An 18,756-nucleotide genomic window follows, 5' to 3' on the forward strand; every position below is an offset into this window, starting at 1 on the left:
ACTTATGTTTGATACCTATCTTAACTCATTTTAACGACCATTTTGTGTACTGTTTATGGTCTGTATTTATTGATGATCGAGGGATGAAGGGAATCTTCATCCCTTTTTTGCATCTTTTGCCGTTTGTTAATCAAGAAACACGTACACAGAAAAAAATTTGATCTATTCATCCAAAGGTAGGTATCTCTAAAGAAAGAAGGAGATACAAATGAATCAAGAAACATATACTAAAACACAATTCAATACAATCAAGGATAAATTAAAAACATATGCAATCAGTACCTATGGCAAAGAGCGAATCGAGCAACTAAAACCAAGCAGTCGTTTAGAGGTTGTCGAAAAACGACAACAAGAAACAGCGGAGGGCAAGGCACTCCTTATGGCGAATCTTCATGTGCCATTTATGGGACTTTCTAACGTTGAACATTTGACCAATCAGGTAGAAAAGGGCTTCATTTTAGAACCAAAAGAATTAGTCAGTTATGCTGATTTTTTACGGAGTAGTCGGTTGATACAATCATTTATGCAAAAAAATCAGTTTATTGCTCCTTTATTGGCTAAGTATAGCGAAACAGTGCAAATTTTTCCTAGTATAGAAGATGAGATCTATCAAGTGATTCGGAATAATCAAGTAGAAACGGATGCAAGTCGCGAGCTTCGAAAAATCCGCAGAGGGCTGCAGGAATGTGAAAAAGAAATCGAAGCAAAATTAAACGCATTTATGCGCAACACACAGAATAAACCGAAGATCCAAGAGTCGGTCATCGTGAAGAAAAATGACCGATTTACCATTCCGATCAAAGCAAGCTATAAAAATCAACTTGCGGGAACGATCGTTGAAAGTTCATCAAAAGGAACGACTGTCTTTCTAGAACCTAGCTCTATAGCAAAATTAAACGATAAATTATATCAGTTAAAAATGGAAGAAGCGACAGAAGTTTATCAGATCTTGTCTACACTGACAGGGATGATTGCAGAACAAATGACGACGATCCAGGGAAATATCGAAGTTGTTGCACATTATGACATGATTTTTGCCAAGGCCAAATTTAGTCGAGAAATCAATGGGATCGAACCGAAGATCAATACGGACGGTATCATTGAATTTATAAACGTAAAGCACACGATATTAGGAGCAAATGCAGTTCCATTAAATCTTTCGTTAGGCAAAGACTATCGAGGTCTAACGATTACTGGACCAAACGCAGGCGGGAAAACGGTGGTTTTAAAGACGGTTGCTTTGATTACCTTACAAACCATGATCGGTTTACAGATCATTGCTGATGAAGGAACGACGGTTGCATTGTTCGATCAAATTTTTGTGGATATCGGTGATCAACAAAGTATTGAAAATGCATTAAGTACTTTTTCTGGACATATGCAAAATATTTCTGAAATTTTAGCGAAAACAAAGAGAAATAGCTTGATTTTATTGGACGAAATCGGAGTGGAACTGAACCAAATGAGGGAGCGGCCTTAGCGATTGCGATCATGGAAGCATTTTATAAAAAAGGCAGTCTTCTGATCACCACTACACATTATGGAGAAATCAAACGATTTTCTGAAGAACATGAAGACTTTTTGACCGCTGCAATGGCGTTTGATTCAGAACGTCTAACACCAAAGTATCAACTGATTCTGGGTGAAATAGGTGAAAGTAATGCCTTTTGGATTGCTAATAAAATGAACTTGGCTCCTTCTGTCGTGAAAACAGCACAACGTTATTTACAGGATAGAAACTATTCAACTGAAAAAACAATATTTGCAAAAAAAGTGACAGCTACAACGGAAACCAAGTTTCCAACGTATAAAAAAGGGGATCGTGTATTTTGGACAGAACAAAAGAAAATTGGGTTAGTGTATGAATCGCCGGAAATGTCAGATGAAGTCATCATTTATGTTGAGCAACAAAAAGTCACAGTTCACAAGCGACAGGTAAAATTAGACAGAAGTGCGCAAGAACTTTATCCATCAAACTATGATCTGGATTCATTGTTTGAACAGTTTCAAGAACGAAAAAAACGCAGAGATCTAGAACGTGGATCGAAAAAAGCACATAAACAATTAAGAAAAGAAATGCAGGAAAGACAAGCTGGAAGAGCTGAAAAGAAAAAAAAGTAAGCTCAAAAAAAGCATACGGATAAATTCATTGCTTGTCCGTTTTCTTCCACATTTTTCAATGGTATAATACCCATGGAGGATTAAAACGAATGAATGAAAATCAATTATCAAAACGTCTAGAACGTGTAGGGGAACTTGTCCCTGAACAAAGCCGATTAGCAGACATCGGTTCGGATCATGCTTATTTACCAGTTGCATTGATGCTGCAAAAAAAGCTAACGTCTGCAGTAGCTGGCGAGGTCGTGGCAGGACCTTATGAGGCTGCAAAAAAACAAGTTCGAAAAAATGGCTTACAGGAGCAGATCACCGTCCGTTTAGCAGATGGATTAGAGGCAATAGAAGCGGCAGACCATATTACTGCTGTGACTATTTGCGGTATGGGGGGCGCCTTGATCCGCGATATTTTAGAAGCTGGTTGGAATAACCAGCGCTTACAAGGAAATGAACGCTTGATTTTACAGCCGAATATTGGTGAAAAAACACTTCGTGATTGGTTGACAACTCATGGGTATACTATTCTCGAAGAGGACATTCTAGAAGAAAATAAAAAAATTTATGAAATCATTGTTGCGGCTAGAGAATCTGTACGTGTTGCTTACTCTGAAAAAGAGCGGCGTTTTGGTCCTTATTTACTTCAAAAGCGATCAGCTGTTTTTCATAAGAAATGGCAGCGTGAATTAAAGCAGCGTCAAAATATTCTTATTCAGCTAGAAAAAGCGGCAGGGGATCAAGAAGAAAAGATAGCCCAAATCAAAAAAGAGATTGCTGAAATTCAGGAGGTTTTGTCTGATGAGTCTTAACGGAAATGCGTTTATCAAACGATTCGAAGAGTATTGTCCTCAATGGCTGGCAGAAGCAGATGATCCTGTCGGTTTGCACATCGGCACATTGAATAAAGAGATACATCGAGTGCTGGTTACATTAGATGTACGCCCAGAAGTTGTGGCAGAGGCTATCGACAAAAAAATCGATTTGATCATCGCCAAGCACCCGCCAATTTTTCGAGCAGTAAAACGTCTGGATACAGATGACATACAGACGAAAATGTATGCAGACTTACTTAAGCATGATATTGCTGTTTTTGCAGCTCATACTAATATGGATATTATCGATAATGGACTGAATGACTGGTTTTGTGAATTGTTAGACATCCACAATACGACGTTCTTAACAAAAACGCATACAGTTTCTTATAAAAAGCTGGCAGTGTTTGTTCCAGTAACAGATGCGCCAAAGATGCGTCAAGTTTTGGGAGCTGCTGGAGCAGGACGCCAAGGAGATTATCAAAATACAAGCTATTCAATGGTTGGAACAGGCAGGTTTACGCCACTTGAAGGCGCGCAGCCGACGATTGGTACAGTAGGGCATGAAGAAAACGTGCAGGAAGTTAAGCTTGAAGTGATCTTTCCAGAAACGATTCAAGAAAAGGTAGTTAAAGCGATGCTCGAAGCGCATCCTTATGAAGAGCCAGCGTATGATCTATATACTATTGAAAATATGACGAAGGAATATGGTTTAGGGCGAGTAGGTACATTGCCGAAAGCTGTCGCCTTTAATGAATTTGCTGAAAAAGTCAAAAATGTTTTTGATTTAGAGGGCTTAAGAATTGTTTGTGCGGATGAAAGTAAACAAGTGCAGCGGGTGGCGATTTGTGGCGGCAGTGGAGAAAAATTTTTCCGAGATGCGCTTAAACAGCAGGCAGATGTCTACATCACTGGAGATGTGTATTATCACACCGGACATGATATGCTGTCAGAAGGACTAGCAGTCATAGATCCAGGCCACTATATTGAACAGTTGTGTAAGCCAAAGTTGGTTGAACTATTCAATCAATGGAAAAAAGCTTATAATTGGGAAGTCACGTTTATCGAATCTGAGGTAAACACAAACCCATTTCAATTTAGATAAAAAGAAAGAAGGAACTGAACCATGTATGAAAACTTACTACCGTGTTTTTTACGTTATGTAAAAACAGAAACCCGCTCAAATTCCAAAAGCGAAACAACACCTTCGACACAAACACAAGTAGCATTTGCTCAAACCTTAAAAAAAGAATTAGAAGATCTTGGTATGAGTGATGTTACTTATAATGAAACAAATGGCTTCGTGATTGCAACGTTACCAAGTAATGTAGAACAAGAAGTGCGTTCGATCGGTTTTATTGCTCACATGGATACAGCTGATTTTAATGCGGTCAATGTGAATCCTCAAGTGCTAGAAAAATACGATGGTGAATCAACCATTAAACTGGATAAAGAAGGAAAATTCACACTGAATACAACTGATTTCCCTAACTTAAAAAATTATGCTGGTCAAACATTGATCACTACAGATGGAACAACTCTTTTAGGTGCAGATGATAAATCCGGTATTGCTGAGATCATGACAGCGATGGAAATCCTGATCAAAGATTCATCAATCAAACATGGAACGATTCGGGTTGCTTTTGGTCCAGATGAAGAGATCGGGGTCGGTGCTGACAAGTTTGATGTGGAGCAATTCAATGTTGATTTTGCCTACACTATGGACGGCGGTCCAGTCGGTGAGCTGCAATATGAAACATTTAATGCAGCCCAAGCAGATATTACGATCCAAGGAAAGAATGTTCATCCAGGGACAGCTAAAAATACAATGATCAACGCACTGCAGCTGGCCATCGATTTTCATAATCAACTACCTAAAAATGAAGTGCCAGAGAAAACAGAAGGCTATGAAGGGTTTTTCCATTTAGCAGAAATGAGCGGAACACCGGAAGAAGCAAAAATGACTTATATCATTCGTGACCATGACCGTGAAAGGTTCGAAGCTCGTAAAGCTTTGATCACAAAAATCCAAGAAATGATCAATCAGCCTTTTGAGCAAGAACGTGTTCAAATCAACTTATATGACCAATATTACAACATGGGTGAAGTGATCGAAAAAGATATGAGCATTATCGAACTAGCAAAAAATGCCATGATCGAATTAGATATTGAGCCAGTAATCGAACCCGTTCGCGGCGGAACAGATGGCTCAAAAATTTCATATTTAGGTATTCCTACACCGAATATTTTTGCTGGCGGGGAAAATATGCACGGTCGTTTTGAATTTGTGTCCTTACAAGCAATGGAAAAAGCAACGAGTGTCATCGTGAAAATCGCTGAAAATAATGCGAAATAATGATGAATGATAGCTAAAAATTGAATTAGGGAGTACAGTTACAGAAAGTGACGTACTTCCTATTTCTATGAAAAAGATAAGGAGATGAAAAGAACATGATGGAAAATGTGATGATCCTGTTTAATGAAACATCAGGTAAGGATAAAGGCAAAGAATTAGCTGAAAAATTTGTGGCATATGCGAAAGATCATGGGAAAGACGCTGCGCACTTTCTATTAGAGCAAGTGGGACCTGATTGTGACAGCAGTAAAACAGTCGAAAAAGCGAAAGCTGAAAACATCGATACGCTGATTTTCATTGGTGGTGACGGTACAATCAATCACAATGTAGAAGATTTCAAGGAACAATTACCTGAATTGAACATTGGATTGCTTCCTGGTGGTACAGTCAATAATATGGCGCGTGTTCTAGGGATTCCCTTGGACTTTGAAGCAGCCGCCGATGTCATTTTAAACGGTAACACACGCAAGATAGACTATGGCATGATTAATGAAAAAGTAATCATTAGTACGATGACGATTGGGATTTTGGCAGACACTGCTGCTCGTATCAGCCAAAAGGAAAAACAAAAATATGGTAAATTGATCTTTATAAAAAACTTCTTCAAATTGCTGGCTAAGAAAAAGCGGTACCGCTTGACGATCAAAACAGAAAATGAAGAATGGCGTGGAAAAACGCAACTTGTGACAGTCACAATGACGAACTCAGTTGGCGGGTTTACGAATTTTGATGATTCAGCTTCACCAGATGACGGCTTGTTTCACCTAACTATTTTGCCGAAGTTGAATTTTTTCGAATTAGCCTTTTATTTACCAAAAATCATTTTAGGGAAAATTTATGAAATTCCTGGTATTCATTATCTGACCGCTGCTGAAATCAGCATCGATAGCGAATCGGAAAAGACGGTAGGAACGCGTGTCGACGGAGACCCAAGTGAAGATCTACCTGTCTCTATGAAGGTCATCAAACATGGAATGACCGTTTTTGTGCCAAAAAATAGTGAAAAATGATCAAAAAATTGTTGAATGAACTTTACATCACGTGCTCTTTCAAGGTATGCTAGTAATAGATTAGTTTTGGAGGAGAAGGTATGAGGGAGTTGTTGAAACATTTACCGTGGGTGTATTTGTTGTTGGTTAATGCATTTGAATTTTTTGCAATGTATCTTGATAAAAAGCGGGCAGAGAGAAAACGCTGGCGAGTGCCTGAGTTTGATCTATTGTTGATCGGATTGATTGGTGGAGGGATTGGAGGATTGCTGGCACAGCAGTTGTTTCATCACAAAACTAGAAAATTACGCTTTTATTTTTTCTTTATCTTTGGTACACTTGTAGCCATTGCAATTATCTGTTTTAGTTATAAAGGATAGTCGTGAATACAAATAGTTAGTTGGGAGAAACGATGAAAAGCAATTCTAAAACAAAAATTTTTGTGAATATTGGTCTATTGGCACTATTTATTGGCGTGATCATTTATGTGATGGATAATTCCCTTAGCGACATATTTGCTCAGTTATTAGAAACAAGCTGGCTTGTAGTTGTGCTAGTTGTTTTATTCGGCGTAGCCTATCAAATTGTTGAAGGGCGCTCGATCAAGGAGATTGCCTCGCATTTTCAAGAAGATTTCTCAACAAAAGATGGATTCTTTACTTCTTGTTACGTGGCGTTTTACCGGATTGTCTCTTTTGGGACAGGCACGCTGCTTTCAGAAATTTATTTTTATAAGAAAAAAGGATTAGCGGTCTCTCAAGGTGTTGGCGTGACGGCACTGCATATGATCATGTATAAAGTGGCTGTGATTTTTTTATCTGTTTTAGGTCTTATTTTTCAATTTTCTTTATTTTATGAACGCGCGCCTAAAATGATTCCGTTTATTTTAGTAGGTGTGGTTCTGACCTTTTTGATTATTTTTTCTTTACTGGTTCTTTCAAGCAGTATCAATCTTCAAATTTTACTGATCACGTGGGCAAACAAGCTATTTAAACGCAAGCGACTACGTGATTGGGTAGATAAGTGTAATCTACAGATCTATTCACTGAGAGAGACCGTTCAGACAATCATCAAAGATCGTTCAGCGCTGCTTCGTATTTTTGGCTGGAATGTTGGAAAATTATTATTTTGGTACGTTATTCCTTATGTCGTATTAGTTGAAAATCATCCCAACATCGATTTTCTGCTAGTCGTCTCATTTACAAGCTTTGCAGTGATTTTATCCGGTGTATTTCCAACACCTGCTGGAATCGGTCCTTTTGAATTTGTTTATTTGTTATTGTTTAAACCGTTAGTGGGCACCGTAGATGCTGTTTCTTCGTTGTTGCTGTATCGCTTCGGTAGCTTTGTTTTGCCTTTTTTAATTGGTTTTGTATTTGTAGTCGTTGAAAAAAGAAGACAAATCAAATCGGAACTTCAAGCTGTTAGAGAAGACAAACAGAGCATGATTGATGACTAATATAAGAGTTGAAATCGACTGACTATGCGAAATGAAAAAACGAATTGATTAAAGATACAAAAAAGAAAATGAGAAAAACGAATCACACTAAAATAAAATGACAGACTAAAATGTTGCTGTGGCAGCGTTTGGGTCTGTTTTTTTTAATAATCAAAGTTTTTTATTAGAAGTTGGAGAAAGAATAGTATTTTAGATAATAAATTACTGATAAAACGACTATTTGTACGGGGAAAAGCTTGTTTAAAGACTCAAAAATGATTATGATTAAAAAGATATTTTATACCATAAATGATTAGGAGTGTTTACATGGAACAAAAGCAACTACGATGGTTTACCGTAGGTTTGATTGCCTTCAACATGGTTTGGGGATTAGGTAATGTAGTGAATAACTATGCACAACAGGGAATTTCTGTTGTGACGTCTTGGATTTTGATTTTGGTCTTATATTTTATTCCATATGCGTTGATCGTTGGTCAATTAGGCTCAACCTTTAAAGACAGCAGCGGTGGTGTTAGTTCATGGGTACAAAACACGAGCAACAAGCGTCTAGCTTACTATGCTGCGTGGACTTACTGGGTCGTTCATATTCCTTATTTAGCACAAAAACCTCAACTAGTTTTAATTGCTTTTGGTTGGGCGATTCAAGGAAATGGCAACATTGTAAGTAATTTTTCTGTAGTAGGGATCACGTTGATTTCCTTAGCGATCTTCTTGATCTTTTTACTATTATCAACAAAAGGCTTGATGACACTGAAAGTGATCGGTGGTATGGCTGGAACAGCAATCTTCTTTATGTCTATGTTGTTTATCTTATTAGCGATCGGTGCGCCGATGATGAACTCAACAGTAGAATTTGCTACACCACACATGGACAAGGTCAGTACGTATATTCCTAAGTTCGATTTTAGCTATTTTACCACGGTTTCCATGCTGGTATTCGCAGTTGGGGGAGCAGAAAAAATTTCTCCTTATGTAAATTCAATGAAAAATCCAGCAAAAGAATTTCCAAAAGGAATGATCTTTTTAGCCTCAATGGTTGGTGTTTCAGCGGTACTCGGTTCATTTGCAATGGGGATGTTGTTTGCAAGTAACAATATTCCAGATGATTTGATGGCAAATGGTGCCTACACAGCTTTCCAACTCTTAGGAGAGTATTATGGCGTGGGCAATTTATTAATGATTATCTATGCAATCACAAATGGGATCGGGCAAATTTCAGCTCTGGCATTTTCAATCGATGCACCGTTACAAATTCTTTTAGCAGATGCTGATCCTGATTATGTACCTGAAGCGCTACGTAAGAGAAGTAAAAAAGGAACGTTAGTCAATGGTTATCTATTAACAGGTATTTTAGTAAGTATCATTATTGTTTTACCAATGTTTGGGATTGAAAATATTCAAGAGCTTGTAAAATGGCTGACAAACTTGAATTCAGTTGTAATGCCGATGCGTTATCTATGGGTATTCTTTGCCTATATGATGCTGAATAAGGCCTACAAAAATTACAATTCAGAGTATAAATTCATTAAAAATCCAAAGATCGCTTTTGGGTTCGGTTTATGGTGTTTCTTATTTACAGCATTTGCATGTATTTTAGGAATGGTACCAAAAGTCGATTTCAGTGCCAATCCAAAAGCCTGGTTCTTCCAGTTAGCTTCAAATGTAATCACGCCGATTGTGCTTATTTTATTAGGGATGATTTTACCTGCACTTGCACGTCGTGATAAAAAGAAAGCAAGCGTATAATAAGAAGTAGAAAATATGATTAACGGAATGAATCTTTTCATTGATAATCATTCTCTTAATCTAAATAAATTGATATTCACGAAAAATTGTTCTCAATTTTTCGTGAATATTTTTTCTTTTTCGGAGATGAGCCCTCCTTTCTCAGCTTTTTTGTCCAAAAGTATGTTTTTGGATGGCTGTAAGGCTCCTAATCATTTGAAGATTAAATATAATATATAAATTAATAAAAAAACTAAAATAACGATTTAAGTGTCTATTTTCTTAGTTTTTTTCTTTTAATTGAGTATATTTGTAAAAAAATGAGAACAATTTCTTTCGATTATAGGTATAATAGAATAGAAACTGTGTTCTTTTTTCTAAAAAAATGATACGATCTATAAAGGAAAAAAATTGAGGAAGTGAGAACGATTAGTAAACGACAACGTCAATCAGAAAAAGAAGAACGATCAACTGTTCTCTGTAAAGAAGTTGATCCGGATTATTTAGGCCGTGAAGTTTATGCCGATGATGTAGAAACTCCATACGCTTTTTATTTGGTTAGAAAACTGAATTTAGCAAAGGATTATCAAAATTTAGCTGAAGGCGAAGCTTTTTTTGATGCGATTTGTGATAGCTGGGATGCTACGGAAGATTTTGAGGAACTAGTTGTAAAGAAAATCTACATGTATGTTGAAACGGAAATCATGTATTATACGTTGCTTATGGGTAGTTTTGAACCGACTAGAAGAGAACTGCGAATGAATTTGAAAAAGTGGTTTGAAGAAATCAGCATCGAAAAACAAGAACGTGGACTTGTTTATAAAGGTGATTCTGAGTTAAACTCTGGCGAAGTTCAGGGAATGATGAAGCAAATGATCGAAACCTCAAATGAGATTTTTCGTTTACGGAAAATGATCAATGATCTAACGGAAACAATCAATCAAGGACAACTTGAGTTGCAGGCGACACACAAAAATCCGATTATCTCTAGAAGTATACAAACGATTCATTTAAAGCGCGCTCAACCTTTAGTGATCGAAGCTGAAAAAGCAGATATGGTTGAAGCCGAGCCAAAAGAAACTCAATCAGTCAATATCGAGGTGGAATTAGTAAACGAGATCGAAGCAGATGAAGAAGCCGTTTCGAATGAAGCAGAAACAGCAGAAGTGGAAAATGAGGCAACAAAAGAAGTAGAAAAAAAGTTGGAGAACGAATTGGTGGAAAAACCAGTTCAAGAAGATTCCCCAACAGACGAACCTACAGTTTATCCAAATCAAGAAATAGAAGATGAAGCAGAAAAGCCGATCCTTTCTAAAAAAGAACGCAGTGCAATGAAGCTAAAACGAAACAAAAGAGTGAAAGATCAACAACCAGAGATCGATGAATCAGAAGACACAGTTACAGAACCTTTTGACCTTTCACAATTAAAAGTTAAGAAATACAATACAAGAAAAGCAACGCCAAGTAACTGGCCGCGTTTTTCAAAACAACTGAAAATAAGTAAAAGGGTCGATGCACCTGCGAAAATCCCTAACTTCTCTAAATCAGAAATGGAGAACTTAGAAGATGAAATCTACTTATGTTTCATGAATAAGCGTATGCGCTTAGGAGCTAAGAAAAGCCATAACCAAAAGAAAAGTATTTTGCGTTCTGAGTTGTTAGCACAAATCAATCAAGCAGAATATTTAAACTATTCTTGGGGCCAAGTGCTGCGGATACGCAAAGAAGATGTTTTGATTTGTGGACGTCTTAGTTGTGCAGGTTTAGTTGCTTCTCTAGATGAGTTTTTACAAGAGATGAAAGAACTTGCTTACAGTCGTTCTTTATTTGGTAAAAAAGTTCGCTGCTCTGTTGATTTACTTCGTCGCTTGGAAGGCTATATTTTGATGGATCAATACATGCAGAACCTAAGTTTGATGCCTGTTGAGAAGTAAAGAGTCTTCAAAACATGAGAGTACTTTTGTTACCAGTGTTTATTCAGATAGTAAGTGTTTGGGGTGTGACTTGTAAAGTTATGCTCCAAGCACTTCTTTTTTATTTTCTGAAGGGAGCAAACTAAGACTAAAAAAAATTGCCGTTTTGTAGTATAATCTTCAAGGATAGAGAAAGGCGGGAAGGTAATGAAAAAAAGTCAAGTATACGCAGTTGTTGATATCGAAACAACTGGAACGGATGCTGCTGTAGACCGAATCATTCAGTTCGGCTGTGTGCTGATCCAAAATGGCGAAATCATTTCCCGGTTTGCGACAGATGTCAATCCTAATCAGGCAATCTCAAAACAAATCCAAAAGCTCACTGGTATCAGCAATGCAAGAGTGCAAAAAGCACCCTACTTTGAAGATGTTGCCTTAACGATCTATAATCTTTTAGCTGATACAGTTTTTGTAGCTCATAATATCTATTTTGATTATTCATTTTTAACACAAGAATTGATTCGCTGTGGTGCGCCCAAGTTAGCGATACCTGGAATCGATACAGTTGAACTAGCACAGATATTCTTACCGACAGAAAAGAGTTTTCGTTTAGGCGATCTTTCTGAAAGTCTTGGTCTGAACCATGATAACCCTCATCAAGCAGATAGTGATGCACAAGTAACAGCAGAACTGCTATTGTTGATCGAAGCGAAAATGCGCCGTTTACCGTTGATTACTATGGAAACAATCGATCAATTAAGTCAGCAAACGGGAATGGATACTAGCAGTTATATTCATCATATCTATGAGGAGATGAAACAAAATATTTTGCCGTTGTCTGAAGATATTCGAATCGTTTCAGGCATCGGTGTTAGAAAAAAAGAAGTTCCTTTGTTTGAAGAAAAACTTTACGGAGATCCAGTGTTTCCTAAGAAGAAAAAAGCCAAAGAAAAGCTGTTTGATCAAACGATTCACTATCGCTCGGAACAAAGTCGTATGATGAATTTGGTGTACGATCACTTTACAACCAATGAAACCAAAGATTTATTTATTGAAGCGGCTACTGGTACGGGGAAATCATTGGGTTACTTATTTCCAATCAGCTATCTGGCGACACCAGAAAATCCTGTGATTATCAGTACTGTGTCGATTGTTTTACAAAATCAGTTATTGGAAAAAGATATTCAGTTAGCCAATCAGATTTGTCCAAAACCTTTAAGGGCTGTGATTATTAAGAGTCATCGGCACTATATCGATTTACAGCGTTTCAAAGCAACCTTGAAAAATCCGTTGCAGCAAAAGCAATATGCACTTTATCAAATGGGGGTTTTAGTTTGGTTGCTGGAAACTGTTACAGGTGATTTGGATGAATTACAGTTAACTAGCTTTAATCATATTTTCTGGCGCGATGTTGCTCATCGTGGACTTGATTTTTTATCGAACCAAGATCCATTGTATCAAGAAGATTTTGTTCGCTTCCTGTATAAAAAAGTCAGACAAAGTAATGTTTTGATTGTGAACCACGCATTTTTGGCACAGGAAACGCTTAGAGAGACGGCACTTCTTCCTAAAAGTGCATATTTAATTATAGATGAAGCACATCATTTACCCGACATTGCCGGTAAGATTTCTCATCGTCAATTTAACTACCTATCATTTAAAAAGCAGGTGGCTCTTTATTTAGAGGAAGATCAGTTGTTCGATCAAGTGAGTCACATTTTGGAAGAGGCAAAAGAAGATCAGCGATTACTAAGGATTTATTGTAATGCAGCGGATGATCTAGTAGAGGAATTTAGTGACCTTCTTTATGAGTTCGCTGCTCTATTTCCTAAGCAAAAACAGCAAACTATGGAAGATGTCATACTGACTAAGCCAGTGTTTGATCAGCTGTCTCTCGCTGGGGAAGCCTCCATTCGAAAAATCGAGATTCTTTTGTCTGAAATGAAAGAAATCCAAAAAAGAATCCAGCAGTCAGTTGAGGAGCAGTTGGAAAAATATACGGCTTCTGATCGAATTATTTTGGTTCGTCTATTGCAGTTTTTCGAACGGATCGACCATGTTTATGACTGTTTTGATATCTATGTCAATGAGTGGCACCCCCGCTGGATCAAAGAGTACAGTCGAACCTCTCAAGGGACGGGCATATTAGCAGTTAACGATCTTGAGGCGAGTATTTTACCTACTACAAGCTGGTATGAACGCTACCAACACATTTTATACACTGGAGGAACTCTGAGGTTTGGTAATGACAAGAAGTATTTGCCTACTAAACTGGGTGTGCCGGATGCGCTATTCAAAACGTTGCCTGATCCTTATGATTATGAACAGCATGCGCGTTTATACATTCCAACAGATGGAATTTCTGTGAGTCAAACAAATAGTGCCGAATTTTCTGCTTACATCGCGTCGGTTATCCAAGAGTTGGCACAGCAGAATCGCTCGATGTTAGTGCTGTTTACTTCACATGAGCTGCTCTCAAATGTGTATCATCGTATTCACCAGTCATTTCTTAATGAAGGACGGGAGCTTTTAGCTCAAGGCATCAGTGGTAGCCGTGAAAAGATTTTAAAACGATTTGTCCATTCCAAAAATAGTATCTTATTAGGAGCAGATAGTTTTTGGGAAGGTGTAGATTTGCCGGGAGATGCCTTATCACTATTGATCGTCACTCGGTTGCCCTTTGAAAATCCACAGCGACCCTTTGTCAAAGCGCGATACGATTATCTAGAAGAAAAAGGCATTCAGGCGTTTACTCACGAGGCACTGCCGAAAGCTACCTTACGTTTACGTCAAGCGTTAGGACGACTTATTCGTTCCAACAAAGACACAGGGGCGATGATCATTTTAGACCGCCGCTTGATCACAGCAAAATATGGCAAGCGTATGTTAAAAGCCTTGCCGAAAGATTTACCCGTCAAAGAGGCGCCATTAATGGAAATAACGGCGGAATTAAATGAATTTTTAAATCAATAAGGAAAATAAATTTACGAGGTATCTATTAATCGACAACGATTTTCTGATATAATGATAGCCAGTAAGTTTGGAAAGGGCGAGGCGATTGCAGGGACAAAAAGAACAAGGTGAAGCAAAAAAAACAAAGATTCTTTTAGGAATCATTACAGGTTTATTAGTGATCATTGTCATGCTCGTTATTTTTTATGTTCGATCTACGCATCCGTGGAAACAAGCTGAAAAAGAAGCAACGGCAATCGCGAAAGACTATGCACAACTAGAATCAGTCGATCATTTTTACTGGTTTACTCGAAAAGAAACCTCCTTCACGGTGACTGGAAAAGATGCCGATGGGAAAGAGCTAGTTGTCATTATTCCAAAATCAGGGAAAAATATTACAGTATTGAATCAAACCGATGGGGTGGAAGAAGGTCACATCCGTCAAATTATGGAAACAGATTATAAAGAAAAGGACATTCAAAAAGTCAATCTTGGTTTGTATGATGGTCAACCGACTTGGGAAGTCATCGCTAAAAACGAGGATGCTTCATTATCTTATTATTTGTTGTCCTTTGAAAAAGCCGAAGAGATCATGATCATAAAAAATGTCTGACGAGACGATTTATGCTATTCTAAGAAGAATAAAATCATGCGCATTTCTGTTATTAAAAAATGAATGGAGTAAGATTGTATGGATATATCAATGCGAGCACAAAAATTAGAACCCTCAGTTACTTTAGCTGCATCAGCCAAAGCGAATGCACTAAAAGCTCAAGGTCAAAATGTTTTGAGTTTGACGGTCGGTGAGCCGGACTTTACGACGCCTAAAAATATTCAGCAGGCGGCGATTCAAGCGATTGAGAGTGGTAAAGCAAGCTATTATACTCCATCTGCGGGTATCAAAGAATTAAGACAAGCTGTTGCGACTTATATCAAAAGCAATTATCAACTAGATTACCAAGTGGAAAACGTGATTGTAACGGATGGCGCCAAGTTTGCGTTGTATTTACTTTTCCAAGCGGTCTTAAATCCTTTGGATGAAGTAATCATTCCTGTACCTTATTGGGTGAGTTATGGTGAACAAGTTAAATTAGCAGAAGGCGTACCGGTGTTTGTTTCCTGTGCCCAAGAGCAGGAATTTAAAGTAACAGTTGCACAGCTGGAAGAGGCACGAACTGAAAAAACAAAAATATTGATTTTAAATTCCCCTTCTAATCCGACTGGGATGATTTATTCCGAAAAAGAACTGCGGGCAATCGGTGAATGGGCTGTGTTACATGATATTTTGATTGTATCAGACGATATTTATGGAAAATTAGTTTATAATGGTGCAGTATTCACACCGATCGCTACCTTGTCTGAAGCCATTCAAAAGCAAACAATTATCATCAACGGTGTTTCAAAAAGCTATGCGATGACGGGCTGGCGAATCGGGTATGCGGTTGGCGACAAAGCCATTATCGCTACTATGAATGACATTGCCTCTCAATCGACTAGTAATCCGACTGCCGTCAGTCAATATGCGGCGATCGAAGCATTATCAGGAGAACAGGACACAGTTGAAACAATGAGACAAGCGTTTGAAGAACGGTTAAATAAAGTATACCCAATGTTTGCTGCGCTTCCAGGCTTCAAAATAGAAAAGCCTCACGGTGCATTTTATCTTTTTCCAAATATCAAGGAAACGATGGACTTATGTGGGTACACAGATGTAACTGACTGGGTGGATGATTTATTAGCAGAAGCTCATGTAGCCTTAGTGACAGGAGCTGGCTTTGGAGCACCAGAAAATGTTCGGATCAGTTATGCAACGGATTTAGATACGTTAGAAGAAGCTGTTGCTAGGATCGCAGCATTTATCGAGGCAAAATCAACTAGATAAGAACACTTAATTCGGGATGGGCAAAAAAGAAATGAATGGAGAGACGATTGTGGAACAAATTCAAATTATTGATTCAAAACATCATGTAGGGGAGACGGTGAAAATCGGCGCTTGGATCGCTAACAAACGTTCAAGTGGTAAAATCGCATTTCTACAATTACGTGATGGAACAGCCTATTTTCAAGGGATTGTTGTGAAAAGTGAAGTGCCGGAAGAAGTATTTCAATTAGCAAAAAGCTTAACACAAGAGACTTCTGTCTGGATCACAGGAGAAATCAGAGAAGACAGCCGCTCAAAATTTGGCTATGAAATTGGCGTGACTGGTATTGAAGTAATCGGTGAAAGCCATGAATACCCAATTACACCAAAAGAGCATGGAACTGACTTTTTGATGGATCATCGTCATTTATGGTTACGTTCATCGCGTCAGCATGCGATCATGCAGATTCGTAACGAAATCATTCGTGCTACCTATGAATTTTTCAACAAAAATAACTTTGTTAAAATCGATCCGCCGATCCTAACAGCAAGTACTGCAGAAGGAACAACAGATCTGTTTGAAACGAATTACTTTGATCAAAAAGCGTATTTATCTCAAAGTGGACAGCTTTATATGGAAGCTGCGGCTTTAGCATTTGGGAAAGTCTTTTCATTTGGACCTACCTTTAGAGCAGAAAAATCAAAAACCCGTCGTCATTTAATCGAGTTTTGGATGATCGAACCTGAAATGGCGTTTATGCATCAAGAGGAAAGCCTAGAAGTTCAAGAGCAATACGTGGCATTTCTTGTGCAAAGCGTCTTGGACAATTGTGATTATGCGTTAGACGTTTTAGGTCGTGATAGAGAAGTCTTGAAAAAATATACACAATTACCATTCCCACGTATTTCTTATGATGAAGCTGTTGAGTTGCTTAAAGAAAATGGCTTTGACGATATTGAATGGGGCGATGATTTTGGTTCACCGCATGAAACATTTATTGCGAATTCATTTGACCGTCCAGTCTTTATTTTGAACTATCCAAAAGCAATCAAGGCTTTCTATATGAAGCCGCATCCTACACGTGAAGATGTTGTTATCTGTGCGGATATGATCGCTCCAGAAGGCTATGGGGAAATCATTGGCGGTTCTGAACGGGCAGTTGATCATGATTATCTATTAGAACAAATCCGCAACCATAACTTAGACGAAAAAGAATATTCATGGTATTTAGATTTACGCCGTTATGGTTCAGTACCTCATTCAGGTTTTGGTTTAGGTTTAGAACGTACTGTGACGTGGCTTTCTGGAATCGAGCATGTTCGTGAAGCGAGTCCATTCCCACGCTTGTTAAATCGTATTTATCCATAGAATGTGCGTTTATATAAGTCATTGAGCAGAGCGAAAGCTTGGCTTCAATGACTTTTTTGCCGGATGTGAAAACATCTCTTACTTTGAGCAAGGAAAAATAAATCTGCGTAAAAGTTTACTAGGAAAAGAGAAAAAATAAGGTAAATTGTTTAGAATTCCAGTATTTTGTGGTAGAATTGACAGAAAGTACAAAAAGGGACTGAATCGAATGGAAAACCCAACTCAAATCAAAAGAAAACATTTTCGTTTTCCAGCTTATGATGATGATTTAGGTGTAAAACTAACTTCTGAAAATAAACGAACATTGTTTCAAGATGAACCAATGCTCACAAATACAGCAACTCAAACACAACAACAGGCACCTGTGATCGACCCGGTAACAGTTCAGCCGATGACAACAAAACAGCCGACACAAACTAATAATAGTCATGTGTCACATAGTCCAGAGCAAATGGCAGAGCTTGCTCAGCATAAATCTAATTTGCCCAATTATATGATGAGTCACAATAAGACGACAACCAAGCAAAAACCAAATCTTTTCGGTAATATGCCTAAAAGAAACAGCTACGGCTTTGGCAGTCAAACAACAGGTAGAGATAAAAAAAACACATCAAGAAATTACACGTATGAGGCTCGTTCTTATTTCGTACCTAAATATATTCCAGCTTCTGTTATTCCAGAGTCAAAAGCACCAGCATTAACAGAGCAAGAGCTTACTGCAGCAATGAAAAAGGATCAAAATTCTTATTTGTTGTTTGATGACGAACCAGCGGCATTCCAAGTGAAAGGGAATGAAGATCCAACAGTTAAGAAATTTAACATTCCTAAAGAAACGCCTGAGATTCCAGTCACGAGACGCCAATATCAACAGATCAAACCCGATATGGAGCGTTTTGGCAAAGAAGACATCAGTCAAACCTTGCCTCGTTCTAGGAAAGAATTGAAGACAGCCAAAGAAAATGCTAAAAGTCAAACAGCCTATGGTCAAAAAGTAGCCGAAGCTGAACACGAAAAAAAACGTGGAATTTTAGATAAATCATTGAGCGGAATCATCGAAGATTCGAATATGGAATTAGAAAACAGTAAATATTTTAATTAAAAAAGCCTTGAGACAAAACCAGTCATTGTTTTGTCTCAACTTTTTACGTCTTCTTTGGTTACTGTGAAAACCAATCAACCGTTTTTAGGTTGATTATTTTATGATTTTA

The 18,756-nt window shown here is 37.9% G+C and carries 13 protein-coding genes and 1 pseudogene; all 14 read left to right on the plus strand.

The features are described 5' to 3' along the window. Positions 1–208 precede the first annotated feature (208 nt). The 14 genes and pseudogenes from BCR25_RS20925 to BCR25_RS02125 all read left to right on the plus strand — a co-directional run bounded on the left by BCR25_RS20925 (position 209) and on the right by BCR25_RS02125 (position 18,647). Positions 209–2,121 (plus strand): annotated as a pseudogene (locus BCR25_RS20925) (endonuclease MutS2). Between the two features lie 89 nt (positions 2,122–2,210). After that, the gene (locus tag BCR25_RS02065) at positions 2,211–2,921 is read left to right on the plus strand and encodes a tRNA (adenine(22)-N(1))-methyltransferase (RefSeq protein WP_069661936.1); all 711 of its coding nucleotides are present in this window, start codon (positions 2,211–2,213) and stop codon (positions 2,919–2,921) included. After that, entirely contained in the window at positions 2,911–4,029 is a 1,119-nt protein-coding gene (locus tag BCR25_RS02070) for a Nif3-like dinuclear metal center hexameric protein (RefSeq protein WP_069661937.1), read from the plus strand. Before BCR25_RS02065 ends, BCR25_RS02070 begins: the two co-directional genes overlap by 11 nt. A 21-nt stretch (positions 4,030–4,050) precedes the next feature. After that, positions 4,051–5,280, plus strand: a complete 1,230-nt coding sequence (pepT, locus tag BCR25_RS02075; protein ID WP_069661938.1) for a peptidase T — start codon at positions 4,051–4,053, stop codon at positions 5,278–5,280. A gap of 98 nt (positions 5,281–5,378) precedes the next feature. Continuing rightward, positions 5,379–6,290 (plus strand): diacylglycerol/lipid kinase family protein, encoded by a 912-nt coding sequence (locus BCR25_RS02080; protein WP_069662124.1) that lies wholly within the window; start codon positions 5,379–5,381, stop codon positions 6,288–6,290. Between the two features lie 80 nt (positions 6,291–6,370). Then, a complete protein-coding gene (locus tag BCR25_RS02085) occupies positions 6,371–6,649 on the plus strand; it encodes a DUF1294 domain-containing protein (protein WP_069661939.1) in 279 nt (92 codons plus the stop codon). Positions 6,650–6,681: 32 nt separating this feature from the next. Continuing rightward, positions 6,682–7,728: a lysylphosphatidylglycerol synthase transmembrane domain-containing protein gene (locus BCR25_RS02090; protein ID WP_069661940.1), complete on the plus strand. Its 1,047-nt coding sequence runs from the start codon at positions 6,682–6,684 to the stop codon at positions 7,726–7,728. A gap of 306 nt (positions 7,729–8,034) precedes the next feature. Beyond that, on the plus strand, positions 8,035–9,474 hold the full coding sequence (locus BCR25_RS02095) for an amino acid permease (RefSeq protein ID WP_069661941.1): 1,440 nt from the start codon (positions 8,035–8,037) through the stop codon (positions 9,472–9,474). A gap of 398 nt (positions 9,475–9,872) precedes the next feature. Beyond that, positions 9,873–11,387, plus strand: a complete 1,515-nt coding sequence (locus BCR25_RS02100; protein ID WP_069661942.1) for a hypothetical protein — start codon at positions 9,873–9,875, stop codon at positions 11,385–11,387. A gap of 186 nt (positions 11,388–11,573) precedes the next feature. Beyond that, positions 11,574–14,339, plus strand: coding sequence for a helicase C-terminal domain-containing protein (locus BCR25_RS02105; protein WP_069661943.1), 2,766 nt, complete (start codon positions 11,574–11,576; stop codon positions 14,337–14,339). An 85-nt stretch (positions 14,340–14,424) separates the two neighbouring features. Beyond that, the gene (locus BCR25_RS02110; RefSeq protein ID WP_069661944.1) at positions 14,425–14,931 is read left to right on the plus strand and encodes a cell wall elongation regulator TseB-like domain-containing protein; all 507 of its coding nucleotides are present in this window, start codon (positions 14,425–14,427) and stop codon (positions 14,929–14,931) included. A 78-nt stretch (positions 14,932–15,009) separates the two neighbouring features. Beyond that, positions 15,010–16,200, plus strand: coding sequence for a pyridoxal phosphate-dependent aminotransferase (locus tag BCR25_RS02115; protein ID WP_069661945.1), 1,191 nt, complete (start codon positions 15,010–15,012; stop codon positions 16,198–16,200). 49 nt (positions 16,201–16,249) lie between these two features. Continuing rightward, positions 16,250–17,548: an asparagine--tRNA ligase gene (gene asnS / locus BCR25_RS02120; RefSeq protein ID WP_069662125.1), complete on the plus strand. Its 1,299-nt coding sequence runs from the start codon at positions 16,250–16,252 to the stop codon at positions 17,546–17,548. Between the two features lie 208 nt (positions 17,549–17,756). Beyond that, positions 17,757–18,647 (plus strand): hypothetical protein, encoded by an 891-nt coding sequence (locus tag BCR25_RS02125; protein WP_069661946.1) that lies wholly within the window; start codon positions 17,757–17,759, stop codon positions 18,645–18,647. The last annotated feature ends 109 nt before the right edge of the window (positions 18,648–18,756 follow it).

This window comes from Enterococcus termitis (assembly GCF_001730305.1).
GTDB lineage: Bacteria > Bacillota > Bacilli > Lactobacillales > Enterococcaceae > Enterococcus_L > Enterococcus_L termitis.

Excerpts from the sequence above, each read along its gene's own strand:
- BCR25_RS02090 (WP_069661940.1), top strand. The coding sequence starts at position 6,682 with ATGAAAAGCAATTCTAAAACAAAAATTTTTGTGAATATTGGTCTATTG.
- BCR25_RS02105 (WP_069661943.1), top strand. The coding sequence starts at position 11,574 with ATGAAAAAAAGTCAAGTATACGCAGTTGTTGATATCGAAACAACTGGA.
- BCR25_RS02070 (WP_069661937.1), top strand. The coding sequence starts at position 2,911 with ATGAGTCTTAACGGAAATGCGTTTATCAAACGATTCGAAGAGTATTGT.
- BCR25_RS02095 (WP_069661941.1), top strand. The coding sequence starts at position 8,035 with ATGGAACAAAAGCAACTACGATGGTTTACCGTAGGTTTGATTGCCTTC.
- BCR25_RS02125 (WP_069661946.1), top strand. The coding sequence starts at position 17,757 with ATGGAAAACCCAACTCAAATCAAAAGAAAACATTTTCGTTTTCCAGCT.
- BCR25_RS02065 (WP_069661936.1), top strand. The coding sequence starts at position 2,211 with ATGAATGAAAATCAATTATCAAAACGTCTAGAACGTGTAGGGGAACTT.
- pepT (WP_069661938.1), top strand. The coding sequence starts at position 4,051 with ATGTATGAAAACTTACTACCGTGTTTTTTACGTTATGTAAAAACAGAA.
- BCR25_RS02085 (WP_069661939.1), top strand. The coding sequence starts at position 6,371 with ATGAGGGAGTTGTTGAAACATTTACCGTGGGTGTATTTGTTGTTGGTT.
- BCR25_RS02080 (WP_069662124.1), top strand. The coding sequence starts at position 5,379 with ATGGAAAATGTGATGATCCTGTTTAATGAAACATCAGGTAAGGATAAA.
- BCR25_RS02115 (WP_069661945.1), top strand. The coding sequence starts at position 15,010 with ATGGATATATCAATGCGAGCACAAAAATTAGAACCCTCAGTTACTTTA.